At 62.0% G+C, this 26,218-nt stretch carries 27 protein-coding genes and 4 pseudogenes; 12 read left to right on the forward strand and 19 right to left on the reverse strand.

Translation table 11 applies throughout. The annotated features are described in order from the left end of the window. The first annotated feature begins 41 nt into the window (after positions 1–41). Both AC0L39_RS14725 and AC0L39_RS14730 read left to right on the forward strand, forming a co-directional pair. On the forward strand, positions 42–680 hold the full coding sequence (locus AC0L39_RS14725; RefSeq protein ID WP_473262410.1) for a VIT1/CCC1 transporter family protein: 639 nt from the start codon (positions 42–44) through the stop codon (positions 678–680). Between the two features lie 108 nt (positions 681–788). Continuing rightward, positions 789–1,091: a hypothetical protein gene (locus tag AC0L39_RS14730; RefSeq protein ID WP_473258992.1), complete on the forward strand. Its 303-nt coding sequence runs from the start codon at positions 789–791 to the stop codon at positions 1,089–1,091. A 13-nt stretch (positions 1,092–1,104) separates the two neighbouring features. Here AC0L39_RS14730 and AC0L39_RS14735 read toward each other — a convergent pair whose 3' ends face one another. Next, entirely contained in the window at positions 1,105–1,803 is a 699-nt protein-coding gene (locus tag AC0L39_RS14735) for an NAD-dependent deacylase (RefSeq protein ID WP_473258993.1), read from the reverse strand. 36 nt (positions 1,804–1,839) lie between these two features. Here AC0L39_RS14735 and dapB point away from each other — a divergent pair, with 36 nt between their 5' ends. The 3 genes from dapB (at position 1,840) to AC0L39_RS14750 (ending at position 3,707) form a co-directional block, all read left to right on the forward strand. Next, positions 1,840–2,568: a 4-hydroxy-tetrahydrodipicolinate reductase gene (gene dapB / locus AC0L39_RS14740; protein ID WP_473258995.1), complete on the forward strand. Its 729-nt coding sequence runs from the start codon at positions 1,840–1,842 to the stop codon at positions 2,566–2,568. 10 nt (positions 2,569–2,578) lie between these two features. Beyond that, complete coding sequence (gene nth, locus AC0L39_RS14745; protein ID WP_473258997.1) at positions 2,579–3,229, forward strand: endonuclease III; 651 nt, start codon at positions 2,579–2,581, stop codon at positions 3,227–3,229. A 64-nt stretch (positions 3,230–3,293) separates the two neighbouring features. Then, positions 3,294–3,707 carry a hypothetical protein gene (locus tag AC0L39_RS14750; RefSeq protein ID WP_473258999.1) on the forward strand — a complete coding sequence of 138 codons (414 nt, stop codon included), beginning with the start codon at positions 3,294–3,296 and terminating at the stop codon, positions 3,705–3,707. A gap of 110 nt (positions 3,708–3,817) precedes the next feature. Here AC0L39_RS14750 and AC0L39_RS14755 read toward each other — a convergent pair whose 3' ends face one another. The 4 genes and pseudogenes from AC0L39_RS14755 to AC0L39_RS14770 form a co-directional block, all read right to left on the reverse strand. Further along, positions 3,818–5,056: a dicarboxylate/amino acid:cation symporter gene (locus AC0L39_RS14755; RefSeq protein WP_473259000.1), complete on the reverse strand. Its 1,239-nt coding sequence runs from the start codon at positions 5,054–5,056 to the stop codon at positions 3,818–3,820. A gap of 1 nt (position 5,057) precedes the next feature. After that, positions 5,058–6,206, reverse strand: coding sequence for a succinyl-diaminopimelate desuccinylase (gene dapE, locus AC0L39_RS14760; RefSeq protein WP_473259001.1), 1,149 nt, complete (start codon positions 6,204–6,206; stop codon positions 5,058–5,060). Between the two features lie 43 nt (positions 6,207–6,249). Further along, positions 6,250–7,182, reverse strand: a complete 933-nt coding sequence (locus AC0L39_RS14765; RefSeq protein WP_473259003.1) for a S1/P1 nuclease — start codon at positions 7,180–7,182, stop codon at positions 6,250–6,252. After that, a pseudogene (locus AC0L39_RS14770) lies at positions 7,116–7,785 on the reverse strand (glutathione S-transferase family protein). Before AC0L39_RS14770 ends, AC0L39_RS14765 begins: the two are co-directional and overlap by 67 nt. A gap of 114 nt (positions 7,786–7,899) precedes the next feature. On the opposite strand from AC0L39_RS14770, the gene AC0L39_RS14775 reads away from it, so the two are divergent. Together AC0L39_RS14775 and AC0L39_RS14780 are read left to right on the forward strand one after the other, a co-directional pair. Next, entirely contained in the window at positions 7,900–8,319 is a 420-nt protein-coding gene (locus AC0L39_RS14775; RefSeq protein ID WP_473259005.1) for a VOC family protein, read from the forward strand. Positions 8,320–8,618: 299 nt separating this feature from the next. Then, complete coding sequence (locus AC0L39_RS14780; protein ID WP_473259007.1) at positions 8,619–11,072, forward strand: hypothetical protein; 2,454 nt, start codon at positions 8,619–8,621, stop codon at positions 11,070–11,072. Positions 11,073–11,117: 45 nt separating this feature from the next. Here the strand turns inward: AC0L39_RS14780 and AC0L39_RS14785 are convergent, their stop codons facing one another. The 8 genes from AC0L39_RS14785 to AC0L39_RS14820 form a co-directional block, all read right to left on the reverse strand. Beyond that, positions 11,118–11,288 carry a GNAT family N-acetyltransferase gene (locus AC0L39_RS14785; protein WP_473259009.1) on the reverse strand — a complete coding sequence of 57 codons (171 nt, stop codon included), beginning with the start codon at positions 11,286–11,288 and terminating at the stop codon, positions 11,118–11,120. Further along, the gene (locus tag AC0L39_RS14790) at positions 11,263–11,706 is read right to left on the reverse strand and encodes a hypothetical protein (RefSeq protein ID WP_473259011.1); all 444 of its coding nucleotides are present in this window, start codon (positions 11,704–11,706) and stop codon (positions 11,263–11,265) included. Before AC0L39_RS14790 ends, AC0L39_RS14785 begins: the two co-directional genes overlap by 26 nt. A gap of 65 nt (positions 11,707–11,771) precedes the next feature. Beyond that, on the reverse strand, positions 11,772–12,431 hold the full coding sequence (gene yihA, locus AC0L39_RS14795) for a ribosome biogenesis GTP-binding protein YihA/YsxC (protein WP_473262412.1): 660 nt from the start codon (positions 12,429–12,431) through the stop codon (positions 11,772–11,774). 26 nt (positions 12,432–12,457) lie between these two features. Beyond that, on the reverse strand, positions 12,458–14,239 hold the full coding sequence (gene yidC / locus AC0L39_RS14800) for a membrane protein insertase YidC (protein ID WP_473259013.1): 1,782 nt from the start codon (positions 14,237–14,239) through the stop codon (positions 12,458–12,460). Between the two features lie 69 nt (positions 14,240–14,308). Beyond that, entirely contained in the window at positions 14,309–14,518 is a 210-nt protein-coding gene (gene yidD, locus AC0L39_RS14805) for a membrane protein insertion efficiency factor YidD (protein WP_473259015.1), read from the reverse strand. Beyond that, the gene (rnpA, locus tag AC0L39_RS14810) at positions 14,515–14,901 is read right to left on the reverse strand and encodes a ribonuclease P protein component (protein ID WP_473259017.1); all 387 of its coding nucleotides are present in this window, start codon (positions 14,899–14,901) and stop codon (positions 14,515–14,517) included. Before rnpA ends, yidD begins: the two co-directional genes overlap by 4 nt. A gap of 261 nt (positions 14,902–15,162) precedes the next feature. Continuing rightward, the gene (rpmH, locus tag AC0L39_RS14815) at positions 15,163–15,297 is read right to left on the reverse strand and encodes a 50S ribosomal protein L34 (RefSeq protein WP_473259019.1); all 135 of its coding nucleotides are present in this window, start codon (positions 15,295–15,297) and stop codon (positions 15,163–15,165) included. 133 nt (positions 15,298–15,430) lie between these two features. Continuing rightward, the gene (locus AC0L39_RS14820; RefSeq protein ID WP_473259021.1) at positions 15,431–16,456 is read right to left on the reverse strand and encodes an alpha/beta hydrolase; all 1,026 of its coding nucleotides are present in this window, start codon (positions 16,454–16,456) and stop codon (positions 15,431–15,433) included. 149 nt (positions 16,457–16,605) lie between these two features. Here AC0L39_RS14820 and AC0L39_RS14825 point away from each other — a divergent pair. Both AC0L39_RS14825 and AC0L39_RS14830 read left to right on the forward strand, forming a co-directional pair. Beyond that, positions 16,606–18,103: pseudogene (locus tag AC0L39_RS14825) on the forward strand (YifB family Mg chelatase-like AAA ATPase). 84 nt (positions 18,104–18,187) lie between these two features. Continuing rightward, entirely contained in the window at positions 18,188–18,982 is a 795-nt protein-coding gene (locus AC0L39_RS14830) for a hypothetical protein (RefSeq protein WP_473259023.1), read from the forward strand. A gap of 13 nt (positions 18,983–18,995) precedes the next feature. Here AC0L39_RS14830 and recQ read toward each other — a convergent pair. From recQ to AC0L39_RS14845, 3 genes and pseudogenes are all read right to left on the reverse strand, one after another. Continuing rightward, positions 18,996–20,787 (reverse strand): annotated as a pseudogene (recQ, locus tag AC0L39_RS14835) (DNA helicase RecQ). A 34-nt stretch (positions 20,788–20,821) separates the two neighbouring features. Next, positions 20,822–21,037 (reverse strand): hypothetical protein, encoded by a 216-nt coding sequence (locus AC0L39_RS14840; protein ID WP_473259025.1) that lies wholly within the window; start codon positions 21,035–21,037, stop codon positions 20,822–20,824. A 118-nt stretch (positions 21,038–21,155) separates the two neighbouring features. Further along, a complete protein-coding gene (locus AC0L39_RS14845) occupies positions 21,156–21,707 on the reverse strand; it encodes a winged helix-turn-helix transcriptional regulator (protein WP_473259027.1) in 552 nt (183 codons plus the stop codon). A 212-nt stretch (positions 21,708–21,919) separates the two neighbouring features. On the opposite strand from AC0L39_RS14845, the gene AC0L39_RS14850 reads away from it, so the two are divergent. After that, positions 21,920–22,261 carry a DUF8200 family protein gene (locus tag AC0L39_RS14850; RefSeq protein ID WP_473259029.1) on the forward strand — a complete coding sequence of 114 codons (342 nt, stop codon included), beginning with the start codon at positions 21,920–21,922 and terminating at the stop codon, positions 22,259–22,261. A gap of 131 nt (positions 22,262–22,392) precedes the next feature. Here AC0L39_RS14850 and AC0L39_RS14855 read toward each other — a convergent pair whose 3' ends face one another. The 3 genes from AC0L39_RS14855 to galE form a co-directional block, all read right to left on the reverse strand. Then, on the reverse strand, positions 22,393–23,004 hold the full coding sequence (locus tag AC0L39_RS14855) for an HAD family hydrolase (RefSeq protein ID WP_473259031.1): 612 nt from the start codon (positions 23,002–23,004) through the stop codon (positions 22,393–22,395). A gap of 107 nt (positions 23,005–23,111) precedes the next feature. Beyond that, complete coding sequence (gene ykgO, locus AC0L39_RS14860; protein WP_011415100.1) at positions 23,112–23,237, reverse strand: type B 50S ribosomal protein L36; 126 nt, start codon at positions 23,235–23,237, stop codon at positions 23,112–23,114. An 89-nt stretch (positions 23,238–23,326) separates the two neighbouring features. Next, the gene (galE, locus tag AC0L39_RS14865; protein WP_473259034.1) at positions 23,327–24,340 is read right to left on the reverse strand and encodes a UDP-glucose 4-epimerase GalE; all 1,014 of its coding nucleotides are present in this window, start codon (positions 24,338–24,340) and stop codon (positions 23,327–23,329) included. 111 nt (positions 24,341–24,451) lie between these two features. On the opposite strand from galE, the gene AC0L39_RS14870 reads away from it, so the two are divergent. After that, entirely contained in the window at positions 24,452–25,084 is a 633-nt protein-coding gene (locus AC0L39_RS14870; protein ID WP_473259036.1) for a DUF4136 domain-containing protein, read from the forward strand. Further along, positions 25,081–26,218: pseudogene (locus tag AC0L39_RS14875) on the forward strand (M14 family metallopeptidase). Before AC0L39_RS14870 ends, AC0L39_RS14875 begins: the two are co-directional and overlap by 4 nt.

Consider the following 26,218-nt stretch of genomic DNA (forward strand, 5'->3'; position numbering starts at 1 on the left):
AGAGCCCGCTTGGCGACTTTATCCTGGGCGGGATCGACGGGGTGGTCACCACATTCGCGATCATTGCCGGGAGTGCGGGCGGCCAGCTCTCCGCCACGACGGTCATCATCCTCGGCGTTGCGAACCTCCTTGCCGACGGGTTCAGCATGGCCGTGAGCAATTACCTCGGCACAAGCGCCCGCCAGCAGGAGGTGCAGAAAAGCCGGGCCGACGAAGAATGGCAGATCGACGCATTTCCCGAAGGAGAGCGCGCCGAGATCAGGGAAATCTTCGCGAAAAAGGGCTTCGATGCGGCGCTACTCGACGAGATTGTCCGGGTCATCACGCGCGACCGCAAAGTGTGGGTCGACACGATGATGGCCGAGGAATTGAAGTTGAGCGAAGCGGCAGCGCGGCCCGTGCGCGCAGGGCTTGTCACGTTCCTCGCTTTCGGTGTGTGCGGACTGGTCCCGCTGCTGCCGTTTCTCGCCGGGTCCGCCAGTTTCGATACGGCATTCGGCATAAGTGCCATGCTCGCCGCCCTCACCTTTTTCGGACTGGGCCTGGCCAAGGGGATCATTCTCGGCGGCCCCAAATTGCGCTCCGGCCTGCAATCGCTTGTCATTGGCAGCGCAGCAGCAGCCCTCGCCTATGGCGCCGGCCATGTGCTGCGGATGATTTTCGTCGGCGTCGGGGGCTGACTGATCGGCTCACCGCTCGGCTGCCTCAAGCTGTCCTGTGCGGGCTCGATTGCCGGAACTCGGCCCGGCCCCAGGCCATTAGTCTCCTGAAACCAAAGGAGATTTATCATGGCACTCCCCGTAGCCGCACTATCACTCGTAACCCTCGGAGCCGCCGCTGTGTTTGGCGGAAAGTCCTATCTCAACGCCAAGAAGGCGCAGAAAACCGGTGAAGCCGGTCCTTTCGCCGATAGCGAAACCGACCCCGTCGGCATCAAGCTCGAATCGCCGTATAAGGACGACGCAGAGCTTCCTGGGACACTCGAGGATCGCAAGGACCCGCCCAAGGCCCCTAAATCGCCTGGCCGCAAGGCTGGCAAGGTCAAGGCCGAAACCAGCGCGGACACACCGCATGTGACTGAAAACGCCTGATCGCGTTTCAGCGCTAACCCAGGATTTCTTCGGTCCAGTCGGGAACGAGCGTCCCGGCTGGACCGTGGCGCGCTTCCTCAAAATAATGCGCGCCCTCGCTTGGTTCGAGGTTCAATTCTAGCGTGTGCGCGCCTGATTGCCGCGCCTCCTGCACGAATCCAGCCGCAGGGTATACCGCGCCGCTCGTGCCGATGCTGACAAACAGGTCGGCGAGCGCAAGCTCGGCGTAAATTCGCTCCATCTGATAGGGCATTTCGCCGAACCAGACGACATCGGGTCTGAGACTGGGTGCCTGGCAGACCGGGCATCGCGGTGCGTCCGACATTGGCGCATCCCACGCGCTGCGCATCCCGCACGCACTGCACAGCGCGCTCTTCAATTCGCCGTGCATGTGCAGCACGCGGCTCGATCCGCCGCGCTCGTGCAAATCGTCGACATTCTGAGTGACCAGCAAGAGCTCGCCTGCAAATTCGCGCTCGAGCCTGCCCAATGCCTTGTGCGCCGCGTTGGGCTCGACTCTGGCCAAGGCCTCGCGCCGCATGTCGTAAAAGCCGAGCACCAGCGCAGGATCGCGCGCGAACCCTTCTGGCGTGGCGACATCTTCGACCCGGTGCTGTTCCCACAAACCTCCTGCCGAACGAAAGGTATCAATCCCGCTTTCTGCGGAAATTCCGGCTCCTGTAAGGATGACGATGCGTTCGATCTCTGCCATGCTTCGCCATGAAACACGGCAAGCGGTTGAGGATCAATGGCACAATTTGGGGTTATCGGACACAAGGGCCGCATGGGCCGCGCGATTATCGAGGCGATCGAGGAAGCCGGGCATGAATTCCGCGTCGGCGTCGATCTCGGCGGCGATCCTGCACCCCTGCTCGGCCAATGCGAAGTGGTGGTCGATTTCTCCTCACCCGAAGCGATGAAGCAGAATGTCCGCGCCGCAGAAAATGCGGGCATTCCGATCCTGATCGGAACAACCGGGCTGGAAGAGCCGCACTTCGTCATTTTGGCCGAAGCAGCGGAGGCGATCCCCGTCCTTCAAACCGGCAATACGTCGCTTGGCGTCACCCTGCTCGCGCATCTGGTGACGGAGGCAGCGTCGCGGCTGGGGCCGGACTGGGATATCGAAGTGCTGGAAATGCATCACCGCATGAAGGTCGATGCGCCATCGGGCACGGCGAAACTGCTGGGCGAGGCTGCGGCACAGGCGCGCGGAATCGACCTCACCGACAATATGGAAAGCGGGCGGCACGGACAGACCGGAGAGCGGCGCGAAGGTGCGATCGGCTTTGCGACCCTGCGCGGCGGAACCGTGGCGGGCGAGCACAGCGTCATCTTTGCCGGAGCCGAAGAGCGCATCACTCTGTCGCATTCGGCCGAGAACCGCATGATCTTTGCCCGCGGAGCAGTGCGCGGCGCGGCGTGGCTGATCGGCAAGGATGCAGGGCGCTACTCCATGAATGACGTGCTGGGTCTATAGCGCGAGCACCATGACCAAAGACCAGATTTTCGAATTCTTCCGCCGCCTTGCGGAGAACAACCCGGAGCCCCAGACCGAGCTCGAATTCGGCAATTGCTATCAGCTTGTCGTCGCGGTGGCACTTTCGGCGCAGGCGACCGATGTTGGTGTGAACAAGGCGACGCGGGCGCTGTTTGCGCGGGTTCAAACGCCGCAGCAAATGCTCGACCTGGGACTTGAAGGGCTAATCGAGCACATCAAGACCATCGGCCTGTTCAACTCCAAGGCGAAGAACGTGATCGCGCTCTCGCAATTGCTGATCGACGAATATGGCGGAGAAGTGCCTGATACCCGCGAAGACCTCGTGCGGCTGCCCGGCGTGGGCCGCAAGACGGCCAATGTCGTGCTCAATTGCTGGTTCAAGCAGGAGACTTTTGCGGTCGACACGCACATCCTGCGCGTGGGCAACCGCACGGGTCTGGCCAAGGGCAAGACGCCCGAGCAGGTCGAGGCTAAGCTTGAAAAGCGCGCGCCCCAACCCTTTCGCCTGCACGCGCATCACTGGCTGATCCTGCACGGGCGCTATGTCTGCAAGGCGCGCACGCCGGAATGCTGGAGGTGCGAACTCACAGACTTGTGCAGCTTCAGGAAGAAGGTGCTGGAGAAACCGAAGGGGCGCTAGCCGCGCATAAGGGGGCGTTCAGATTGGCAGGCGCTTAATGTCCGGCAGCGAAAGGAGACGTTCCATGATCCGATTTGCATTCGTAGCCGCCAGCGCAGTGGCAATTGCCGGCTGCGCGCCAGTAGAGCGCGGCGACCGCGCCGATCCTGCCCTCGCCGGGCCGGCGGTCAAAGTGCTCGGGGAGCCTCGCAATTGCATCAACCGCTCGCAAATCCGCAACACGCGCGTACGCAGCGATCAGGTGATCGATTTCGAGATGCGCGGCGGACGCGTGTTCAGAAGCGTCCTGCCGAATAGCTGCCCGAGGCTCGGCTTCGAGGAGGCATTTACCTACACCACCTCGATCAACCAGATCTGCAACACCGAGATCATCTATGTTCTCGAACAGATCGGCGGCGGCCCGCCCCGGCGCGGTGCGGGATGCGGTCTAGGCGAGTTTGTGCCGGTTGAGTATGTGGATGAGGATGCGGCGGAGTAGCAGGTCTCCGAGATCGCTCGTTGAAATCATTCGTGCGCAATATTCACGGCTGTCTCGATCAGCGTCAACGAAATAATCGCTCCGGTCCAAAGCAACCGTGACGCATTCAATCAAACATCGTCCGCAGAAATCATCTCGGCACGATCGATCTCGTTCGTCAGCGCCGCCACCGTTGTCGCCACTGCTGCATCGCCGCTGACATTGGTCGTCGTGCGCATCATGTCCATGATCCGGTCGACGCCCGCGACAAAGGCAATTGTTTCCAGCGGCACGCCGACCGCGCCGAACACCAGCGCCATCATGATGAGGCCCGCGCCCGGAATGCCTGCCGCGCCGACAGCGCCCAATGTGCCAAGGATCGAAATCAGGAAGTAATCGCCCCATGAAAGATCGACACCGAATATCTGCGCGCCAAACAATGTCGCGAGGCCGAGATACATCGCGGTCCCGTTCATGTTGATCGTCGCGCCCAGGCTGATCACAAAACTCGCAACCGAATTGCTGATGCCGAGGTTGCGCTCGGCGCAGCGCAGCGTCACCGGCAATGTCGCGTTGGAGCTTGCAGTCGAATAGCTCACCGCGATCGCATCGATGATGCCGCGGAAGAAATCCACGACCGGCAGGCGCGCGATGAACTTGATCATGGAGCCATAGATCAGGCCGATGATCAGCAGGCAGCCGAGATAGTTGAGGAACACAAGCGCGCCGAGCGCCTGCAAGGCATCGAAACCGAGCGCGCCTGCGACCCACGCCATAAGGGCAAAGACGCCAAAGGGGGTCAGCTCCATCACGACCATCGTGACCTTTTGCATCACGACCGACCCGCTTTCGAAGATCTTCAGCACGGGCTCGCCATCTTCCTTCGCCATCAGGATACCGATCCCGATCAGGAGCGAGAACACAATCAGCGGCAGCACGTTGACGTCCGCCATGACCTGCACCGGGCTTTGCGGGATCATGCCCAGGATCATGTCGTTGAAGGTGGTCTCATTGGGCTCCGGCACAGCGCCCATTTCGATCGAGCTGGTATCGACGCCCGATCCCGGAGCTACCAGGGTGCCGAGGCCCAGCCCCAGCCACACTGCCATCTGTCCGGTCACAACGAACAGCAGCAGCGCGCGCCAGCCGACGCTGCCCAGCTTGCGCAGGTCTCCAATACTGGCGACGCCCGCGACAAGGCTGAAGAAGATGAGCGGCACGACCAGCATCTTGATGAAGCCGATGAACACATCGCCGATAATCTTGATGCTCGTCGCTTCCGGTCCCCATATCCGGCCCACGATGACGCCCAGAACGAGCGCCGCAATCACCCGCTGCCATAGCGGTATCTTGAACCAGGCTTTCAGCACTTCAGATCCCTTCTTCGAGTGCCAACGCCCCCAGCGCGGCCCTTGTGTATATTCTGGCTAGCGTATCGAGGTCGGCAATGGCCACAGCCTCGTCGCGTTTATGCATGGTCGCGTTGCACAGGCCAAACTCGATCACCGGGCACACGGCGCGCAGGAACCGCGCATCAGACGTGCCGCCGCTGGTCGAAGCCTCCGGCGCGATCCCGGTTTCCGCCTCGACTGCTCTGGCCAGCATGTCCGAGAACGCGCCCGGCTTGGTCAGGAACGGCTCGCCGGAGATGACGGGCCGCGCGCTACCGCCATGCTTGTCGGCGATTTGAGCCACCTTGCGCGAGAGCGATGCGCCCGAATGCCTGTCATTGAAGCGGATCGAGATGCGCGCCTTGGCCTTGGCCGGGATGACGTTATGCGCGCGGTTCGGCACGTCGACTTCGGTAATTTCGAGATTGCTCGGCTGGAACCAGTCGGTCCCTTCGTCGAGGTACAGGTTGTTCAGGTCCGACAGCATCGCCACCATTGCAGGCAGTGGATTGTCGGCGAGGTGCGGATAGGCGACGTGGCCCTGCGTTCCGCCCACCTCAAGCCAGATGTTGACCGAGCCGCGCCGCCCGATCTTCATCATGTCACCGAGCTGGTTGACGCTGGTGGGTTCGCCGACAAGGCACAGGTCCGGTTCGATCTCTTCCTCGCGTATGTAATCGATCAGCGCGCGCGTACCGTGCAGCGCCGGGCCTTCTTCGTCGCCGGTGATGATGAAGCTGATCGTGCCTGCGTCCTGCGGCACTTCGGCGACCGCCGCGATCATGCTGGCGATCGAGCCCTTCATATCGACCGCGCCGCGCCCGTAGAGCAATTCGCCGCGTTCTTCGGGTTCGAAAGGTGCGCTGGTCCAGCCCTCACCGGGCGGCACGACATCGAGATGGCCGGCAAAGGCGAAGTGCCTTGTGCCTTCCGGTCCTCGCCGGATCGCGAACAGGTTTTCGACCGGAGCCTCGTCGCTGCCTTCTTCGCCGTCACCGCGCTGGAAGCGGTGGACCGCAAAGCCAAGCGGCGCAAGCATCGCCTCCATCTCATCGAAGACCGCGCCGGTGGCGGGAGTGATGCTGGGGGCGGAAATGAGGCGCTTGGCATAATCGAGGGCTGTGGTCATCGCAGGGGGCGTAGCAGGCTGGTTTCGGCGTGCAAGCGGCGGATCATTGGCGCTGCGGTTCTGGCAATAGTCCCGGAGCAAAGGCGCTCTCGAGCAGGGCGGCAATTCGAATACCGGCCTGCTGGACCCGCCGCCGCGCGATCGGCACGCCGCGCACGATGTCCTCCTGGCTCAAAGCGGTCTTTTGCGGCAGGTCCGCGCCGCACACATCCTCGGTGTCGAAGGCGCTGGGGTACACGAAACTGCGACTGATCGACCAGCTTTCCCGGCCCCAATCGGCTGCCGCTCCGCCGCCGAGCTCACTGCGCTCACTAGCCGAGTAGCGCCGGATGACGGGCCGTTCGCCGCTGGTGATCGCGCGCTCTGCCAGCGGCCCATCCCAGATCCAGTGAAGGTTGAGGCTTGGCACGATGCCGTAATCTGTCTCACGGTCATTACCGCCGCGGTCGTTCCTGTCGCCCGAATGCAGCGGCATGTGCACGTCGCCTGCGAAATGCACCATGAAGGCCAGTGCTTCCAATCGGACATGATCGGGCAGGCTTTCATCGGCGAGAATACGGTGATTGCGCTCGATCTGTGCGGTCACGCAGTTTCCGCCGGAGCAATTTGCGCGCGCATTATAGGCCTCGCAAATGGGCGCCGTGCGGTAATGCCACGCGGCGGTGTAGCCCCAGCGCCAGCGGGTCCGGCGCACGCAGTCCGGCCAGACGCTCGCATCCTGAATGCTCGCCAGATCGCACTCCGGCGTGCCCAGCAATTCCTGCGCGCGCATCAATTGCCTGATCTTCGCGCGGGTCTGCGGCGAGACATTTGCCTCGGCGATTTCGGCTGTGGTCCGGTGGGCGTAGAACCCCCAGGCATGGACCGGAGCGGGCAGAACCGCGAGCAGCGCCCAGAGGGCTGCGAGGATCAGTCCGAACCGACGCTCTCGTATTGCTCGATTACCCATTGTTCGTCCTCTGCCGCCGCGATCCATTCCTGCGTCCAGGCATGTTCCCAGACCGCTTCCATGTAGCTTTGCGCGAGATCCGGGTACACCAATGCCGTAAGTGGTGAAGCGGGAAACGATCGGCGCAAAGAAAATATCCGCAGCTCCGTAAGTGCCGAACAGAAATGGGCCGGCCCCGCCATGACGTGCGCGCGCCTCGGCCCAAAGCTGCAGGATACGCACGATATCGGCGCGGGTAGGCTCGGACACGTCCTGCAATTGCGCCCGGCGCCGTACATTCATCGGCATCTCGGTGCGCAGCGAGGCGTAGGAAGAATGCATCTCCGCGACTATTGCTCGCGCCATGCCGCGCGGCGCGTCTTCCTTGGGCCAGAACCGGTCGCGCCCGACCTTGTCGCCGAGATATTCGAGGATCGCGAGACTGTCCCAGATGACCGTTTCATCATCCCACAGGATCGGCACCTTGCCGTGCGAGGGCGCCATTTCGCCCATCTCCTGCTTTTGCTGGTCCCAGTGCTCGCCCAGGATAGGGACCGTGATCTCTTCGAAATGCAGCCCGGATTGCTTGGCCGCGAGCCAGCCGCGCATCGACCAGCTCGAATAATTCTTGTTCCCGATAATGAGCTTCATGCACCTGCTCCACCTTGCTGGCCGGTCCCCATCTGCTTGCCCTAGATATTCAGTCTTTCGCTGTCGAGCCTGAACGGGTTACTATCGGCGCGAATATCTCCCGGAGACACCGCAATGAACATGCCGCCCTTTCACCTCGCCTTTCCCGTCGACGACCTGGCGGATGCGCGCGAATTTTACGGCGATGTGCTCGGCTGCAAGGAAGGGCGCAGCAGCGAGCACTGGGTCGATTTCAATTTTCACAGCCACCAGATCGTGACGCATCTTGCTCCGGGAAAGGCAGGGGACCGAATGAGCAACCATGTCGATGGGCACGGCGTCCCGGTACCGCATTTCGGACTGGTGCTCGGGATGGAGGAGTGGGAGGCGCTCGCGAAGAAGCTGCGAGCAGCAGGAACCGAATTTGTGATCGAGCCGACTGTCCGCTTCAAGGGCAGACCCGGCGAACAGGCGACGATGTTCCTGCGCGACCCATCCGGCAATGCGCTGGAGTTCAAGGCGTTCGCTGACATGGGCCAGCTGTTTGCGAGCTGACAAGGGCCGCAGTTCCGTATTCCGTCAATCGGGATCAGCTAATCATGGGCTTACCCTGCCGGCCAAGTACCCGGATTGGAACTGCGACTAACCCTTTTTGGCGATTGTCCGGCAGAGGGGGCATGGGATAGCTTGATCTCTAGCTGATATCACCAACGAGCCAGCGGGTCACATCGATAAATAGCGCACAAACGCCGCCTTCTTGCGCGCGGCCTGGATGGGCGGATGCATATGACCTGCACAGCGAAAATGACATCGGGGCGGCGTTCCGCGCCACCAAGTGAATGCGGAGCGCTCCGATGAAACCAGCCTTGCTCATACTCGCCCCGGTAAGCGCCGCTTCGATTGGCGCGTATGCCATTGCCCCGACCTCGACAGCGCAGGTCTTCTCCTCGCCGATTGCGATGCTGGCGGCGTTGCAGCAATCCTCAACCCTTGCAATCGGCACCCGGATCGAAGTGAAGCGCTGGGTGAGCGCAACGACAGCGCCGGGCGGAGCGCAGCTTGAGCTGAAATCACCGGGTTCAACCGGCACGATTGTCGGCGGTCCTGTCACGGCGCAGAGCCGCGTGTGGTGGAATGTCGATTTCGATAGCGGCGCGGATGGATGGGTAACGCAAGATCATATCGGTGGTAGCTCGTCGCCGACGCCAAGTCCGACGCCCACTCCGACGCCAACTCCAACTCCAACTCCGACCCCAACGCCAACGCCAACGCCAACGCCAACGCCCACTCCAACTCCGACGCCAACTCCAACGCCAACGCCAACGCCAACACCTCCGCCAGGCAGCAGCTGCACCAGTTTTGCGATCACGTGCGGTGTCGAGGTTGCCTCGCATGTCTGGGTGCGTTCGAACGTGGGCGGCGTGAGGCTCGAGCTCAAGGCACCCGGAGCGCTTGGATCGATCATCGGCGGACCGGTCACGCAGGACTCGCGCACATGGTGGCTGGTCGATTTCGCATCGGGTGAGGACGGCTGGGTGACGCAGGGCAACCTGTCACTCTCAGGCGTGCCGACGCCAACTCCCACTCCGACTCCCACTCCTACGCCAACGCCAACGCCAACTCCTACTCCGACACCAACTCCCACCCCTTCACCGACACCTACGCCAACGCCGACCCCCACTCCGGGTCCGACATTCGGTGCGGCCTTCGTAAACCCCGATGACGGCAACATTCCCGACGCCGCGCATCATCCCAAGGCTTTCCCAACAGCCATCGGGTTCGGCGCCGGGGCGTCGGTCCGGTCGCCCGACGCGGTGGTCTACAAGATCAACAGCCTCGAGGATTCTGCCATTCCCGGCGATGGCAAGATCACCTACCGGGAGTGCGCGCTCGCCCGCGAGGTTACCGCGCCCTATTATATTCCTGCCGCCAGGCCGCGCTATTGCGTGTTCGACGTGTCGGGCCAGATCGTACTGCAAAGCTCGGCATGGATCATTCACCCCGGCATCTACATAGCCGGGCAGACCTCTCCCGGCGGGATCGAGCTGACCCTGGGCGCGCAATACGATCCAGTGGATTCCCTCATCGATACTCGTCTGGGAGGCGATCACGCGATCGTTCGGCATATCCGCACCCGGCTGGGCGAGCATCCCGATCGCATCTCGGATAACGGCGATTCGCTGCGCACGAATTCAACCAGCTTCCAGATTTTCGACCACATCTCCGCGATGTTTGCGACCGACGAGAGCGTCAATCTGGCCGGCTGCGAAAACTGCACAATCCAGTGGTCGATCATCGGGCCGAACATTTGCGAGGACGCCGGGCACAGCAAGGGACAGCACTGCAATTCGCTGTTTATCAAACCCGCTGATTACGTGACCGTCGCCTACAATCTCAGCCAGCACGGCGAGCGGCGGGGCCTGAACCTTGCACCCGGCACCTTCACCCCGACCACCTCGACCGCATCGCAGGCAGACGTCATTGGCAACTTCCTCTACAATTTCGTCGAAGAAAGCGGTCTGCTGTCTAATGGGTCAGGCAGCGTCTACGCCAATTACATCTCGAACTCGCTGTATGAGGGGCCGCGCTGGTCCAATCGCACCGGCAATTATCTCGCCTCGCTGTATATATCCGAAGACCAGATCGGTTTTGGATTCTCGATCTACGGGACCGGCAATACAAGCCCGTGGAACAGCAGCGCCTCCGATTACCTCGCGCCGTTTGGACTTTATGGACAAACGACAGCCTGGACGGTCTGCGGCACACGGCCTGGCAACCGGCGCGATTGCACGGTGACCGGGCTCGACGTGATACAGAACAATGCCCCGGTCACGGCAGCCGGCGCGCCCGTCAATTGGCTGCAGGACTGGATGGTCGTCTCGGGCGAGCAAGCTCGCCGCAACGTGCTGACCTTTGCCGGAGCCGATCTGTGCCGGGATGGATCGTGCCGGGACAATGTCGATGAGATGTTCGTCGAGGATGTGCAGACCTGCGACCGCGCGCCGTTCCTGTTCGAAAATGCATGGACATCCACGGTCGCAGCGACTGGCGGGTACGCGCAGCTTGCCAGCACCGGCGCTGCCTGGCCCGACAGCGACAATGACGGTATGCCCGATATCTGGGAGATCCAGTACAACAGCACCGATCCCAATGTGTGGGATGCGAACGAGGATCCTGACGGCGACGGCTATCCCAATATCGAGGAATACCTCAACATGCTCGCCAATGACGATGCGCGGTACCGTGATATCTATCAGGCCGGAGATGCTGCCCTGCCGCCCCACAATTGCGGACGGCCAACCCGCTGACGTTCTAACCGTGAGCTGGAGGCGGGATGGTCTGCAAGGGGCGGGTTATGCTCTCGCTGGCCTCAGCATCGGCGTCATGACAGGTGATGACCTCGTCTCGATCTTGCCGATGACTTCGAATCCGTGCCGTTCGTAAAGTGAGATATTCCTCGGGTTCGAAGATTCGAGATAGGCCGGCAGCCCTTGCTCGTCACACTTGTGCAAAGCGTGCTTCATCAATGCCGCACCAAGGCCCTTGCCAGTCTGAGACGGGTCGTACCGCGATCAGAGGCAGATACCAGCATTTCTCGTGCGGGTGGAACTCATCCATCTGAGCGAAAAACGAACCGATCTCTTCCATCCGCTCGTCCGCTACACTGCTTGCGAGAATAGCCTCGATTGCATCTCCATCCGGTTCGGTTTCAGGAGGCAGCCACATGGCAGCCGCGTGCCCGCAATCGGTCTTGAATACGCTGGAATGGTCGAAACCCCTGCCCCCGAACGCCGCGATAAACCTTGGCATGACATCAAGATATGTGCCCGCAGCTGGCCAGACCCATCGCGCAACCGGGTCCGCGGCAAATCCCAAGGTAATTGCCTGTACTATGCGATCGCGATCCGAGGGATCGGCAGTTTCGACAAGTGGCGGGGACATACGATTTCCTGACGGCCATGAACCAAGGCGCAAGATTAACACAGAAGCAGACGTGTGTCCGCCTCTCAGTCCAGCGCGTCTTGCCCAAGCGCATCCTGCACGAGAGCGGCCCTTAGCGCGTCGATCCCCATGCCTTTTTCCGCGCTGGTCAGGTGCAGTACCGGGTAGGCCGCCGGATGTTTGCGCGCTTCGTCGGTCACCTCGCCAGCCACGCGGTCCAGATGGCTCGCCTTGATCTTGTCGGTCTTGGTCAGGACGATGCGGTAGCCAACCGCTGCCTCGTCGAGCATTTTCATCATCTCGCGGTCGACATCCTTCAGACCGTGGCGGCTATCGACCAGGACGAGATTGCGCGCCAGCACCTGCCGGCCGCGCAGGTAACTGCGAACGAGCTTTTTCCACTTATCGACCACCGATTTGGGCGCCTTGGCAAAGCCGTATCCGGGCATGTCGACCAGCCGAATTTGCGTTGGCTCACCCACCTCGAAGAAATTCAGCTCCTGAGTGCGGCCCGGTGTCACCGAAGCGCGGGCGATGGACCTACGTCCGGTCAGCGCGTTGAGCAAAGAGGACTTGCCAACATTGCTGCGCCCGCAAAACGCGATCTCCGGGACGGTCGGCTCGGGCAGGAATTTGAGCTGCGGGGCCGACAGAAGGAAGTCGACGCGGCCAGAAAACAGGCGTGCAGCGCCCTTTTCGCGCCGCTGCTGTGCGCGCTCCTCGATCTCCGCGTCCGAAAGTTCAGACCCGCTCACGCTTTGCTCTTTTCTTCCTTGGCTTTCTTCTTCGCTTGCTCGGCCTTGTCCTTTTCCGCCTGCGCTTTCAGCTGCGGATGCTTGGAATAAAGATAGCTCTGCTGCGCCAGTGTCAGGATGTTCGAGGTGACCCAGTAGAGTAGCAATCCAGCTGCAAACGGCGCCATTACGAACATCAGAATCCACGGCATGAAGTTGAATATCTGCTGCTGCATCGGGTCCATCGCCGACGGGTTCAATTTGAATGTGAGCCACATCGTCACACCCAGCAGCACTGCCAGCACGCCAATGCCGAGGAAGCCGGGCACTTCGAATGGAAGCAGGCCGAAAAGATTGAGGATCGTCCACGGATCGGGCGCGGACAGGTCCTTGATCCAGAAATCGATGAACGGTTCATGCCGCATCTCGATCGACAGGATCAGCACCTTGTAGAGCGCGAAAAAGATCGGGATCTGAAGCAGCATCGGAAGGCACCCGGCAACCGGATTGACCTTCTCCTCCTTGTAAAGCTTCATGATCTCCTGCTGCTGTTTTTGCTTGTCGTCCTTGTAGCGTTCCTGGACGGCTTTCATCTTCGGCTGGATCGCCTTCATAGAGGCCATCGAGGCAAAACCCTTTTGCGCGATCGGGAACATCAGCGCGCGCACGACCACCGTAAGCAGGATGATCGCGACGCCGAAATTGCCGACCAGTTCGTTGAGGGTGCGCAGCAGCCATAGCAGCGGCTTTTCAAACCATTCGAACCAGCCCCACGAGATCGCCTTGCCGAAATAGGTAATGCCGGTGTCCTCATACTGGTCGAGGATCACACTGTTCTTCGCGCCGGCAAACAGCTGGGTCGTCTGGGTCAGCGTTCCGCCAGCCGGGACGGTTTGAGCGTTGTAAATCAGGTCGCTTCGAAACAGGTCGCTGCCGAGCGACCGGAAGCCTGCGGTGTCGACGTCGCCGTCCCCTGGAATGAGTGCGGAGTGCCAATACCGGTCGGTAAAGCCAAGCCAGGATGCTGCGCCATCAGGGGTGTCGCGCCCGATCTCCGCCAGCTCTTCATAGCTGTTGGGGTCGTGCAGCGTACCGCCGAATACGCCGACAGGGCCGGAATGAACGATAAACTCGTCGGGAGAGGCGTTGCGCGTATCGCGCTTGATCAGCGCGAACGGCTGGATGATTGCGGCATTGCCGGACGCATTCTCGACCGACTGTTCAGCCGTGATCATGTAATTCTCATCGATCGCCAGCGCGATGCGGTAGGTGCTGCCGCCTGCATCTTCACGCGTCAGGGTGACGGGAGTTTGCGGGGTCAGACGCTCACCGTCGGCCTCCCACAGTTCGCTCGAAGAAACGCGCTCGCCGCCGACCACGAAACCAAACTCGGCGAAATACTGGTTGTCGGTCCGCTCAGGCGCGAACAGGCGAACCGGGCCGCTATCCGCATCGACGCTCTGGCGGTAATCCTTCAGCACGATATCGTCGATCCGCGCGCCTTGCAGGTTGATCGAACCGGCCAGTTTCGGCGTCTCGATCACAACGCGGTTCGGATCGGCCAAGGCGGCGGACAGATCAATTGGCCCGCTCGGCGGAGCGGCGCCTTCGGGCAGGTCGGCAGCAACCGTCGTGGTTCCCGGCGCGCCGCCTGCGCTGGTCTGTGCCGCAGGCTCGACCGCTTCGGTAGGCGCCGAAATGGACGCCTCCGGATAAAAGGTCCGCATCGCAAAATCCCAGCCCAGGATAAGCAGGCCGGAAAGTGCGACAGCGAGCAGTAGATTGCGCTGATTGTCCAAGGTGAGATCCCGTTAAGTCGTCGATTGCTGTGTTATATAGATACTACAGTGCAGAATGCTACGGTGCGGTCACGGCACTGGATCGTGTCCATGCCCGCCCCATGGATGGCAGCGCCCTAGCCGCTTTAGCGCCAGCCATCCACCCTTGAGAGCGCCATATTTGCGCAAAGCCTCGATCGCGTATTGGCTGCATGATGGCGAATATCGACATGTCGGCGGCAGGATGAGCGATGGGCCAAGCTGCCATGCGCGAGCCAAGGCTATCAGGAGATATTTCATCTGACGCGCCCGCCTTTGTTACCCCTGCGCGGTCTGCGGCCCCGGCCCGGGTCGGATTTTCCTTCACGCGCGCGTTCAAGAGCGCGGTCCAGTTCCTGCGCCATAGTCTCAAAATCGCGCTCGACCCCGCCCGATCGCCCGATCAGGACATGATCGTGGTCAGGCAGACCTCCGTCCGGCAACGCCGCCCGCAGCAGTTCGCGAAAGCGCCGCTTCATCCGGTTGCGCACAACCGCATTGCCAATCTTTTTGGTCACGGTGATCCCGTAACGCATCCCCAACCCGCCATTGGGACGGGTCAAGAGCACAAAACCAGCGCGCGCATTGCGCAGGCCCTTATTGGCAGCAATGAAGTCCGCGCGCTTGGTGAGAATTGGGATCATTGGGTTGGTTTTATTGGAAACGGTGCGGCTTCCCGAGTCTTTTTGTTTTGCGCCCTCGAACGCCGTGCAGGTAGCCTCTGGCCGTCCGCGCACAAGGCATCGACTTCGCGTGCGGCTCGCGACCATTCCAAGCCATTGACCGGGAATGCGAACGGGCTCCCGACAAGGGAGCCCGCAAAGGGCGACTGCCCGCCCGCAGCGATGCGACCGCAAGGCCGCATGAGCGAGGATATCGCACCCCGGATGGGGTGCGCCATAAAGTTAAGCGCAGAGTTTCTTGCGACCGCGTTTGCGGCGCGCACGGAGCACTTTGCGACCACCAGTGGTCGACTTGCGCGCAAAGAAACCGTGCCGACGGGCACGCACGAGATTGCTAGGCTGAAAAGTCCGCTTCATATCGTCCTCGATAAACTGGTTCTGTGGGCCACACGGGCGACAATCGGTCGCTGGCGGCTCATCAATAAAAAAAGCGGCCACCGAAAAAGGCAGCCGGTCAGGCGCGCGCCACTATGGGATAGCGCGGCCCGAGTCAAGATGCATCGGGCAAGGAAAGGGCGGTGCGAGCAGGCACCGTCCGCATCATTTCACCATATACGATAGCTGGGGCCGCCTGCCCAAGAACGGTCGGCAAAGCCACCGGCTCCATAGGCAATAGCGCAAGGTCCACAGGCTGCCGATCCGAACCTGCCTCGAGAAATTCGACATGCGCCAACTCCCCGGATGCACGCTCGGAGCGGACGAGCCACTTTTTCATGTCCCGCGCGCGTAGCCACAGCGCCTCGGCGTGCGGCACGGAATTGGTCATGGCGTAAAAGTCGCGCGCGGCCTCTTCGCTCATGCCCATTTCGATATAATAGTCGAGATAGAGGCGGTGCTCGGGCGCGTCAGCGGAGAAATCATCCGGCTCGCGCCCGTGATTGTCGAGCCACGAATGCACTGCAAACTGGGCGCCCGCCGCCATTGTCGACCGCTTCCCGGCGAGGAACAATTCCACCGCGCCCGACCGCACCGAACCACCATCGGGGACATGGGTGCGAAGTCCGGCGGCGCGAATTCGGCGACCTACCTCGAGATTGGCGATATCATTGCTGGTGCCAGGTGCCTCGACCATTTCCAGCACTTCGAGCTCGGGAAAGTCGCGCAGCATTGCATCGAACTGTGCAGGCGTTTGGCTTCCGGTCGATCCGGTAAGCTGCGCACGCTTCGTGCCGATCACGCGAAACGGGCCGTACTGCGCAAGAGCTCTGCCGCGCGCTCTCCGGGGCACGGGCGCGGCATAGCGCGCTGCGCGGTGCGGAGCCTGAGCGCCGGCTACAGTTTCCCGCGTTTGCGAGATCACTTCAGCATTTACAACATGGGTGGTGATCGTGGTGACGACCGTGACCTGGGCCGCATCGTCATCTTCAATCCGTACCCAGCTTTCGCTCTCCGGGTCCCATTCCTCGGTCCAGCTCGTGGTCGAAACGGTGCGCGAACCGTAATAGCCCTGCGCCTGCGCGGCGGCTGGCAGGACCAGTATCTGCAAGAATGCGATCAAGGCGGCGAATAATTTCACGCTCCGACGAATAGGTCCGGGGCGCTTGATTTTTTGCGAAGCTTTATGCTTGCAAAAACCTTTAGAGATTGTGCCTATTCGCTCGACAACCCTCTCTTAACCCTGCAATATCCGGCGCTTATGGGTTGCAAATCGGGCGGGGATACGAAGTGGTAGCGCTGGTGAGGACTGTGGCCTATCTCGGCCTCGATGCGCGCCAGGTGGAGGTGCAATGCCAGGTCGCATCCGGCCTGCCGCGCTTTTCCATCGTCGGCCTGCCTGACAAGGCAGTGAGCGAAAGCCGTGAACGCGTTCAGGCGGCGCTATCTGCGATGGGACTCTGCGCTCCCGCCAAAACGGATCACGATCAATCTCTCGCCTGCCGACCTGCCCAAGGACGGCTCGCATTACGACCTTCCGATCGCGCTGGCTCTGCTGGCGGCGATGGGCGTGACCGATGCCGAGCAGCTCGGCGACTGGATCGCGGTCGGCGAGCTTTCACTGGATGGCAGGATAGTCGCCAGCCCCGGCGTCCTTATCGCCGCGCTTCACGCAAGCGAGGCCGAGGCCGGACTGATCTGTCCCGCCGAACAAGGTTCCGAGGCCAAATGGGCAAGCGGCGCGCCGGTGCTCGCCCCGCACGACCTCGCCGCACTGCTCGGTCATCTCAAGGGAACGCAGGTGCTGGAAGAGCCAGCGCGCGGCGATGTTGCCGAGGCGCCGCCGGTGACCAACCTCAAACAGGTCAAAGGACAGGAAACCGCCAAGCGCGCACTCGAAATCGCTGCTGCCGGAGGTCACAACCTGTTGATGATGGGGCCGCCCGGATCGGGCAAGAGCCTGCTCGCGAGCTGCCTGCCGGGAATCCTGCCCGAGCTCACGCCCTCCGAAGCGCTGGAGGTGTCGATGGTGCAATCGGTTGCCGGGATGCTCGATGCAGGCCGCATCAGTCGCGCCCGTCCCTTCCGCGCGCCGCACCACTCAGCAAGCATGGCCGCGCTCACCGGAGGAGGCCTGAAAGTGCGACCGGGCGAGGTCAGCCTTGCACATCTCGGCGCGCTGTTCCTCGATGAACTGCCAGAGTTTCAGCGCTCGGTGCTGGATTCCCTGAGACAACCGCTTGAAACCGGGCAGGTCGATGTCGCGCGGGCCAATGCGCATGTGACTTTCCCCGCTCGCGTCCAGCTGATCGCGGCGATGAATCCGTGCCGCTGCGGGCATGCGGGCGAGCCGGGCCACACCTGCGCGCGCGGACCGCGCTGCGCGAGCGAATACCAGGCGCGGCTTTCAGGACCGCTGCTCGACCGGATCGACCTCCATGTCGAAGTCGCGGTCGTCAGCGCGATGGATCTCGGCCTGCCGCCGCCAGCCGAGGGGAGCGAGCAGGTCGCGGGCCGCGTGTCAGCCGCGCGCTCGCTTCAGGCGACGCGGGGCGCGCGCTCGAATGCCGAGCTCGAGGGCGAAAAGCTGGAGCGCTTCGCTGCGCCGGACGACGCTGGCAAACACCTGCTGATGCAGGCCGCCGAAAAGATGCGCCTGTCCGCGCGCAGCTACACACGGATGTTGCGCATCGCCCGGACAATCGCCGATCTGGCGGGCGTCGAAACGGTCGGACGGGTGCATATTGCCGAGGCGCTGAGTTACCGCCAGATGGTGGGGCGTAGCTAAAGCGCCCACGAAGTTAATCGCAGCGCAATGTCGAAGCGTGCTAGCGACAATGGTGTGACCTGTTAGGTCGATTCACCGGATTACATGGCATCATCTCTCCCCTCAGAAGCGCCTGAAAACGCGCCACGCCTTGGCCTGATCGGGAAGCTGCGCGACAGGAACCTCGATCGCCGCGCATTTGGACTTGCCGCAGCGCTCGTGATCGAGACGCTTTTCATCCTGTTATTGTTTACCCTTGGAAGCGGCATCATTGGCGAACCGGATGCCGAGGAGACTGTGACCACTTTCACAGCTATCGAACCGAGCGATCCGCCGGGCCCTGCCACCGAGGAAGCCTCGCCTCCGAGCGAACCAGAGCCCGCGCCCGTCTCGCCGGATCAGCCGACCTTGCAAACGCCGCCATCGCCTAACCAGCCCTCCCCTCTGACGGTCGAGACGCCGCCAGTGACCTTGCCGATCCCGATGCCGGCCCCGCCCCAACCTTCGCAGCCCGCTCCGAGCCCAGTTCCTCCCGAAAGGGCTTACGGACCGCCCGACACCGGATCGGCCAGCAGCTTTGACAGCCAGCGCGTGGGCCGTGCCCCGAATGGCGAGCCACTCTTTGCGGCGCGCTGGTATCGCGAGCCAACAGATGGCGAGCTGGCCGGCTACCTCTCAACCGCGTCGGGACCGAGCTCGGCGTTGATCGCATGCCGCACGGTGCCGGATTTTTATGTCGAGGACTGTGAATTGATCGGAGAATCGCCGCAAGGATCGCAGATCGGACGTGCTGTGCTCGCCGCAGCGTGGCAGTTCCGGGTTCGGCCCGCGACCATCGGCGGGCGATCGCAAGTCGGATCGTGGGTGCGGATCAGGATCGACTACATCAGTCGCAGGTGACCAAAGCCGCCGATCAAGCCTCCACGAATTCCCGGATCACCCCGCAGAAATCCTCGCCATATGTGTCCAGCTTTTTCGCGCCGATGCCCTGGATCTCTCCCATTGCGCGGATGGTCGCGGGCCGCTCGCTTGCCATTGCGCGCAGCACGCTGTCGTGGAAGATGATATAGGCCGGAATACCGTTGGCACTGGCGAGGGACTTGCGCTTTTCCCGCAAGGCATCGAACAGCGGATCGCCGACCGGGTTGGCCTCCTGCGCTGATCTTCCGTTGCGCGCTCTGCGCTGCTTCTTTGGCGGTTCACCGATCATGACCGCCCGCTCCCCGCGCAGGACAGGCAGCGCCATTTCGCCGAGAGCCAGCCCGCCATGCTCGGTGGTCGTCAGCATGTCATGCGCCATGAGATGCCGCATGACAGGGCGAAGCAGCGCCGCCTCGTCATCGCCGAGGATGCCGAACACTGACAGTCGGTCATGCCCGCGCTGGCTGACTCGGTCATCGTCGCGCCCCAGCAAGACCTTTTCGATATGGCCGATGCCAAAGCTTTGCCCGGTGCGATAGACCGCGCTCAGCAGCTTGCGCGCTGTCTCCGTCACATCGATGACGCTGGGCGGGTTTTCGCAATTGTCGCAATTGCCGCAGGTCGCGGGAGGCTCCTCGCCGAAATGCCTCAGCAGGATGGCGCGCCGACACCCCGCCGCCTCGACGAGCGCGGCGAGCGCATTTAGCCGCGCGCGTTCGCCCGCCAGTCGGTCCTGTTCGACATCGCCGAGCCACTGGCGCGCCTTGGAAAAATCGTTCGCGCTCCAGAACAGCTGCGCCTGAGCAGGGTCGCCGTCGCGGCCCGCACGGCCGGTTTCCTGATAGTAAGCCTCCAGCGATTTGGGTAGCCCGGCATGGACGACAAAGCGCACGTCCGGCTTGTCGATGCCCATCCCGAACGCAATAGTGGCGACCATTACCATATCGTCAGCGCTCACGAATTCGGCCTGCACCGCCGCGCGCCGCTCTGGAGGCAGGCCTGCGTGATACGCTCCGACAGCCCGGCCCGTTGCGGCGATGCGCGCGGCAAGGTCCTCGGTCGCCTTGCGGCTGTTGGCGTAGACGATCCCCGCGCCGGGATTGCGGCTGATGAACTCCGCGATCTGCTTCGCGCCATTGGCGCGCGGCGTAATGGCATACCGGATATTGGGCCGGTCGAAGCCTGCAACGATTAAGCCATCGCCGGGAATACCGAGCTGGAGCAATATGTCCCGCCGGGTCGTCTCGTCGGCGGTCGCGGTCAGCGCGAGCCGTGGGACATGGGCAAACTGGTCGAGCAGGGGCCTGAGCTGGCGGTAGTCGGGCCGGAAATCGTGCCCCCACTCCGAAACGCAATGCGCTTCGTCAATTGCGAAAAGCGATATGTCGGCTTGATCGAGCAGCGCCCTGAACGATCCGGTGTTGGCGCGCTCAGGTGCTACATAGAGCAGGTCGAGATTGCCGTCGCGCAGGTGCTGGGCCGTGGCCGCGTTATCATGGTCGGCTGACGTCATCGAGGCGGCGTTGATCCCGACAGCGGCGGCGGCGCGAATCTGGTCGTGCATCAGCGCGATGAGCGGAGAGATGACAATCGCGGTTCCGGGACGAGCCATTGCGGGCAGCTGATAACATAGCGACTTGCCTGCGCCTGTCGGCATCAGTGCGCACGTATGCTCGCCGCGCATTACTCGGGACACGACTTCTTCCTGACGTACCGCGAAATCCGCTGAAGCCGAACGTCGTGCGCAGAATGTCTTCGAGATCGGTGCTTACGCCCGTGTCCATCGCCCGGTCAGTCCCATTGCCGCTCGTCAGAAGGTCACTCCGGGCTAGCGCCTTCGCGCGCCTGCCACCAGTCTGCGTAGGTCGAGTTATGCACGAGTGTGCGATTCTGATCGGAGGCGCCGTCACTCCACCATACCGGACCGCGCTCGCCCAGAGCGACCTTGGCCGCCTGCACCTGCGTCCGCGCCGCCTGTTCTGCAGCAGCGTCGTCTGCGCGCTTGGCCGCCGCCACCGCGCGGCGCGCGTCCATCAGCTGGTTGACGAGGTTCTGCCTGCGTTCTTCGGACAGACCCGGATTGCTCGCGCGCCACAGGCGCCCCCGGACAACAATATACCTGCCATCAGGCGTGCGGGGCGGGCCGGGTGGCTTAGCCAGCGGCGGCTTTCTTGGCCGCTTCGATATCGACGATGTCGCCTTTGCCAAGCGCGCTGGCGGCATCAGCGAGCGACCCGTCGGCGCGTTTGCCGAGATCCTCTCGTTTCACCAGCCAGAGATCCTGGTGCGACAGAATCCTGCCATCATGGGCGAGAATCGACACCGGCCCGATCGGCAGGCGGTCGCGCTCATCGACGAGGACCGGGTTCTCGGTCATTTCAGTGCCGTATTTCTGCCCCCACTGGCGCAGCGCAAGCATGGCTGGCAGCAGGTCGAAACCCTTTTCGGTCAGCCGATACTCGATCTTCCGGCGATCGTCGGCGCAAGGTTCGCGTTTCAGGATGCCGTGTTCGACCAGCTTTGCGAGCCGGTTGGAGAGAATATTGCGTGCGATCCCGAGTTCGCTGAGAAATTCCTCGAAATGCTTGAGCCCGTTGAAGCTCGCTCGCAGAATCATGAACGACCAGCGTTCGCCCATCACCTCAAGCGCTTGCGGCAATCCGCATTCGATCAATTCGCGCAGTGGTTCTCTTATATCGCCCATATCAGTCCTCTTGTTGCAACCTATCTAGCGCGAATTTTGGCAATCGCAAAATCGCCTTCGATTGGCAACGCAAACAGCTCGGAAGAAAATTTCAGTTTTTAGTTGCAACCTGCAACCTAATCACATAGGTAGTGATTCGCAACTGGTTTCGATCTGAAACTGTTTCGCATAAACGAGCGCAACTCAAGACTGCCAATTGAAGGATAACGACGATGACCCTCTCCCTCCCCCGCTCCAGCCGTCTTTCGATCTTCGTGCTGGCCCTTGCCTACACTGGTCTGACTTTCGGGACCGCGATCGCCCCGGCACCCGCCGCGGCGCAATCCGCCCCGTACTACACCGCCAAACTGGCCCTGCCGGTCGATGACAACCGCCCGGTCGCTGGCGGCGTTGCCTGGGCGTGCAAGGACACGACCTGCATCGCGAACAAGGGCCCGTCGCGCCCGCTTCGCATCTGCCGCGGCCTCGCGCGCGAATTTGGTGAGATCATCAGCTTCACCGCCAAGGGCAAGGAAATGACCGAAGACAAACTGGCGAAGTGCAACGGCAACTGAGCCGTCAAACATCTGACCCCCGACGCGGTCGATCCCCCGCGTATGAACCGTCCGGATACTCTCCACTTCGGACGCCCCTGAAAACCCCCGGCGCAGCGCTCCCCAATAGCTGCTCCGGGGGATTTTTTCAGCTAAAGAAATCCCGAGGCTGTAAGCTGCGCTTCGAGAGAGGCGGCATCGGTGAACACATGCGCGTCCCAGCCGCGCGCGCGCGCTGCCTCGACATTGGCCGGATTATCATCAGTGAAGAACAGGGCATCGCCCGGCAGACCGGCGCGCCTTTCGGTTATCTCGTAAATGCGCGGATCAGGCTTTGCGATCTTTTCCGCCCCCGACACGATGATGTCCTGAAACAGATCGAAGATCGGATTTACTGCGCGAAACTGCCTGAACAGCTCGACCCCGAAATTAGTCAGGCAAAGTAGCGGCACGCCGCGTCCATGCAGGCGGCGAACCAGCGGATGCACGCCCTCGACCGGATCGGCGGCGGTTTCGTTGAAGCGGGCCGCATAGGCGGCGATCAGCAGGGCGTGGTCGGGATATCGGGCGATGCGCGCAGGCAGCATCTCACCAAGCGATACCCCCTTGTCATGCTGGAAATGCCATTCCTCGGTAATGACGTTGGACAGGAACCAGTCGAGCTCGCTCTCGTCCTCGATCAGTTTTTCGAACAGGCTGCGCAATTGCCAGTGAAACAGCACGCGGCCCACATCGAAAATGACCGCCTTGTCGCTTTTTCTCACCCCGTTTTCCTTTTCCTCAAACGGCTGCGGCCCGCACTCCTGTCGGAGGCGGGCCGCTGCGTTCGCGCGGTCACCCCATCGGGCAACCGGTACCGATCTGCCTGTTATCAACCCTGGCGGGCTTTGAAACGGCGATTGGTCTTGTTGATGACATAGGTGCGACCGCGGCGGCGAATGACGCGGCAATCGCGGTGGCGGTTCTTCAGCGACTTGAGGCTGTTGCGGACTTTCATGATATCTTCCCGAAAATAAAACAGGCACCGGAGATGGGCTCCGATGCCGGAAAATCAAGCCGCGCGCCTAAGCGGCGAATCGAACAAAGTCAATCGCCTTCGCGGATTTCGGTGAGTTTGCGCTCCCATGCGAGCGCATGAGCGATGATCGTGTCGAGGTCGGCAAATTGCGGCTCCCACGGCAGCGTCGCCCGAATGCGCGAGGGGTCTGACACGAGCGATGCGGCATCGCCGGCCCGACGCCCCTCGATCGTGCGCTCAATCTTCATATTGGTGACACGGTCCACTGCATCGAGCACTTCGAGCACCGAGAAACCCCGCCCATAACCGCAATTCATCGTCAAGGATCGCTGCGGCTGTTCGATCAGGGCCTCCAGCGCCAGCACATGCGCTGCGGCGAGATCACTAACGTGGATGTAATCGCGCACGCCGGTGCCGTCCGGCGTGTCGTAATCGGTCCCGTACACGCCCACGGATGCGCGCTTTCCCAAAGCTGCCTCGACCGCGACCTTTATGAGATGCGTGGCCCCGGCAGTAGACTGCCCGCTGCGCGCGCGCGGATCGGCCCCTGCGACATTGAAATACCGCAGCGCGCAATAATTCAACGGATGCGCAGCCGCCGTATCCTTGAGCATTTGCTCGGTCATGAGCTTCGACCAGCCATAGGGGTTGATCGGCTCGCGCGGGGTCTCCTCAGTAACTGGCGACCTCTCGGGCATGCCATAGGTCGCTGCGGTCGAGGAGAAGATGAAATGCGGGATACCGGCTTTCACCGCCGCTTCGATCAGTGCGCGGCTCTTCACCGTGTTGTTGTGATAGTATTTGAGCGGGTCCTCTACGCTTTCGGGGACCACGATCGACCCTGCAAAGTGCATTACCGCGCCGGTGCGCTGCTCGGCAAAAATGCGCAGTAACAGGCCGGAATCCTCGATATCGCCTTCGTAGATCGGGACATCATCGGGCACGGCAAAGCGGAAGCCGGTGCTCAGATTGTCGATTACCGCGACATCCCAGCCAGCGTCCTTCAAGGCGAGCACCGCATGGCTACCGATATATCCGGCGCCGCCTGTGACGAGGACCGAGGGCTTTGGATAGCTGGTCATGGTAACCCTTTTAACGGTGTAGACGCATTTGCGGTGTGGAACCTGTGTGCATAGCGAGACGTTTTGTAATTGAAAATGCGCTCATTCTGGACGTCTCATAAGGATTGCATCATGACCCGGCCTCTCAGCTTCCCCCGCACTGCCCTTGCCGCCCTTGCATGTCTTGCGCTCCCGGCTTGTGCGAGCACCTATACCGGCCCGGTCGAAGTGACTCGGTTCGTTGCCGACAATCCGGTTGGCCTTGGCGAAGGCCAGATCACGCTCATCTTCCCGGACGAGATGTCCAATGATGCGGCACGCAGCGCCTTTGCCGATGCGGTCGCGGGTGAACTGCAGCAGCTTGGCTACTCGCTCGTTATGCAAGAAGGCGACGGCGCGCAGATCGCTGCGATCCGTACCTCGCGCAATCCAATCGAGCGCGCCGGACGCCGCAGTCCCGTTACAGTCGGAGGTGGCGCATCGACCGGATCCTACGGCAGCGGCGTCGGCCTTGGCGTCGGCATCAATCTCGGCGGCGGGAACAGCAGCGCGCAGCTTGTAAGCGAGCTGTCGGTGCGGATCACCGCCGCCGGCGGGGAAACCTTGTGGGAAGGCCGGTCCCAGCTTCCGACATCGGTCAATTCGCCCTATTCCGAAGTGGGTGCGAGCGCCCGGACGCTTGTGGCGGCGCTGTTCCGCGATTTTCCGGGTGGCAATGGCGAAACGGTGCAAGTAACGGTCGATGAAATCGAAAGGACCCCATGACCTCCATCTTCATCGACTCCGCTTTTGACAGCGGGAATATCGAAACTCTCGGCATTGAAGACAACAGCGCGAAGCTGGCGATCCGCAAGGACCACAATTCCGAATTTGCACAGTGGTTTCACTTTCGGGTGACCGGGACTGCTGGCGAGGAATTCGAGCTCAAGATTACTGGCCTCAATGACAGCGCCTATCCCGGCGGCTGGCCCGATTACGATGCCTGCGTGTCGGAAGACCGCGAATATTGGGCGCGCGCGGCAAGCTCATTCGACAAGACGGAAGCGAACGGCGAGCTGACCATTCGCTATACACCGGCATCGAACACCGCATGGTTCGCCTATTTCGCGCCCTATTCGATGGAACGTCATCACGATCTCGTTGCGGAGGCTGCTGCCTGCGAAGGGGTGGAGCTGACGCGTTTGACCCAGACGCTGGACGGCCAGCCGCTCGACCTTCTCGAGATGGGCGAAGGCGGAACGCAGGTATGGCTTTATGCTCGCCAGCATCCGGGCGAGACACAGGCGGAATGGTGGATGGAAGGCGCTCTGGAGTGCCTCACCGACCCTTCCGATCCCGTGGCGCGCGGACTGCGCAAGCATTGCCGGCTGCACATCGTGCCGAACTGCAATCCCGACGGCTCGCGGCGCGGTCACCTGCGGACCAATGCGGCAGGCACCAATCTCAACCGCGAATGGTCCGATCCAAGCGCCGACAAATCGCCCGAAGTGCTGGCGATCCGCAACAGGATGGACGAAACCGGCGTCGACTTCGCGATGGATGTCCACGGTGACGAAGCGATCCCGGCAGTATTCCTCGCCGGGTTCGAAGGCATTCCCAGCTGGACCGATGAGCTTGGCGAACAATTCTACCGCTACCAGCGCATCCTCGATCGGCGCACGCCCGATTTCCAGACGAAACTCGGCTATCCCAAGGCGCCGGCTGGCAAAGCCAACCTCGCCATCAGCACAAATCTCGTGGCGGAGCGCTACGGCGCGCGCAATGACGCTGGAAATGCCGTACAAGGATCTGGCCGATTTCCCCGAGCCTGAACAGGGCTGGTCACCCGAGCGGTGCAAGCTTCTTGCGCGGGATTGTCTCGCCACCCTGCTCGAATGGCTGGAGACGGAGAAAGGTTAA

Source organism: Erythrobacter sp. K21-9 (assembly GCF_055808355.1).

Coding starts and splice junctions, on each gene's coding strand:
- AC0L39_RS14775 (WP_473259005.1), top strand. CDS start 7,900: ATGAACATGCCGCCCTTTCACCTCGCCTTTCCCGTCGACGACCTGGCG.
- ykgO (WP_011415100.1), bottom strand. CDS start 23,237: ATGAAAGTCCGCAACAGCCTCAAGTCGCTGAAGAACCGCCACCGCGAT.
- AC0L39_RS14870 (WP_473259036.1), top strand. CDS start 24,452: ATGACCCGGCCTCTCAGCTTCCCCCGCACTGCCCTTGCCGCCCTTGCA.
- rpmH (WP_473259019.1), bottom strand. CDS start 15,297: ATGAAGCGGACTTTTCAGCCTAGCAATCTCGTGCGTGCCCGTCGGCAC.
- nth (WP_473258997.1), top strand. CDS start 2,579: ATGACCAAAGACCAGATTTTCGAATTCTTCCGCCGCCTTGCGGAGAAC.
- AC0L39_RS14785 (WP_473259009.1), bottom strand. CDS start 11,288: ATGAAGCACGCTTTGCACAAGTGTGACGAGCAAGGGCTGCCGGCCTAT.
- AC0L39_RS14790 (WP_473259011.1), bottom strand. CDS start 11,706: ATGTCCCCGCCACTTGTCGAAACTGCCGATCCCTCGGATCGCGATCGC.
- yidD (WP_473259015.1), bottom strand. CDS start 14,518: ATGAAATATCTCCTGATAGCCTTGGCTCGCGCATGGCAGCTTGGCCCA.
- AC0L39_RS14730 (WP_473258992.1), top strand. CDS start 789: ATGGCACTCCCCGTAGCCGCACTATCACTCGTAACCCTCGGAGCCGCC.
- AC0L39_RS14850 (WP_473259029.1), top strand. CDS start 21,920: ATGACCCTCTCCCTCCCCCGCTCCAGCCGTCTTTCGATCTTCGTGCTG.
- dapB (WP_473258995.1), top strand. CDS start 1,840: ATGGCACAATTTGGGGTTATCGGACACAAGGGCCGCATGGGCCGCGCG.
- AC0L39_RS14840 (WP_473259025.1), bottom strand. CDS start 21,037: ATGGACGCGCGCCGCGCGGTGGCGGCGGCCAAGCGCGCAGACGACGCT.
- AC0L39_RS14765 (WP_473259003.1), bottom strand. CDS start 7,182: ATGGATCGCGGCGGCAGAGGACGAACAATGGGTAATCGAGCAATACGA.
- AC0L39_RS14735 (WP_473258993.1), bottom strand. CDS start 1,803: ATGGCAGAGATCGAACGCATCGTCATCCTTACAGGAGCCGGAATTTCC.
- galE (WP_473259034.1), bottom strand. CDS start 24,340: ATGACCAGCTATCCAAAGCCCTCGGTCCTCGTCACAGGCGGCGCCGGA.
- AC0L39_RS14830 (WP_473259023.1), top strand. CDS start 18,188: ATGGCATCATCTCTCCCCTCAGAAGCGCCTGAAAACGCGCCACGCCTT.
- rnpA (WP_473259017.1), bottom strand. CDS start 14,901: ATGATCCCAATTCTCACCAAGCGCGCGGACTTCATTGCTGCCAATAAG.
- AC0L39_RS14845 (WP_473259027.1), bottom strand. CDS start 21,707: ATGGGCGATATAAGAGAACCACTGCGCGAATTGATCGAATGCGGATTG.
- AC0L39_RS14750 (WP_473258999.1), top strand. CDS start 3,294: ATGATCCGATTTGCATTCGTAGCCGCCAGCGCAGTGGCAATTGCCGGC.
- AC0L39_RS14780 (WP_473259007.1), top strand. CDS start 8,619: ATGAAACCAGCCTTGCTCATACTCGCCCCGGTAAGCGCCGCTTCGATT.
- dapE (WP_473259001.1), bottom strand. CDS start 6,206: ATGACCACAGCCCTCGATTATGCCAAGCGCCTCATTTCCGCCCCCAGC.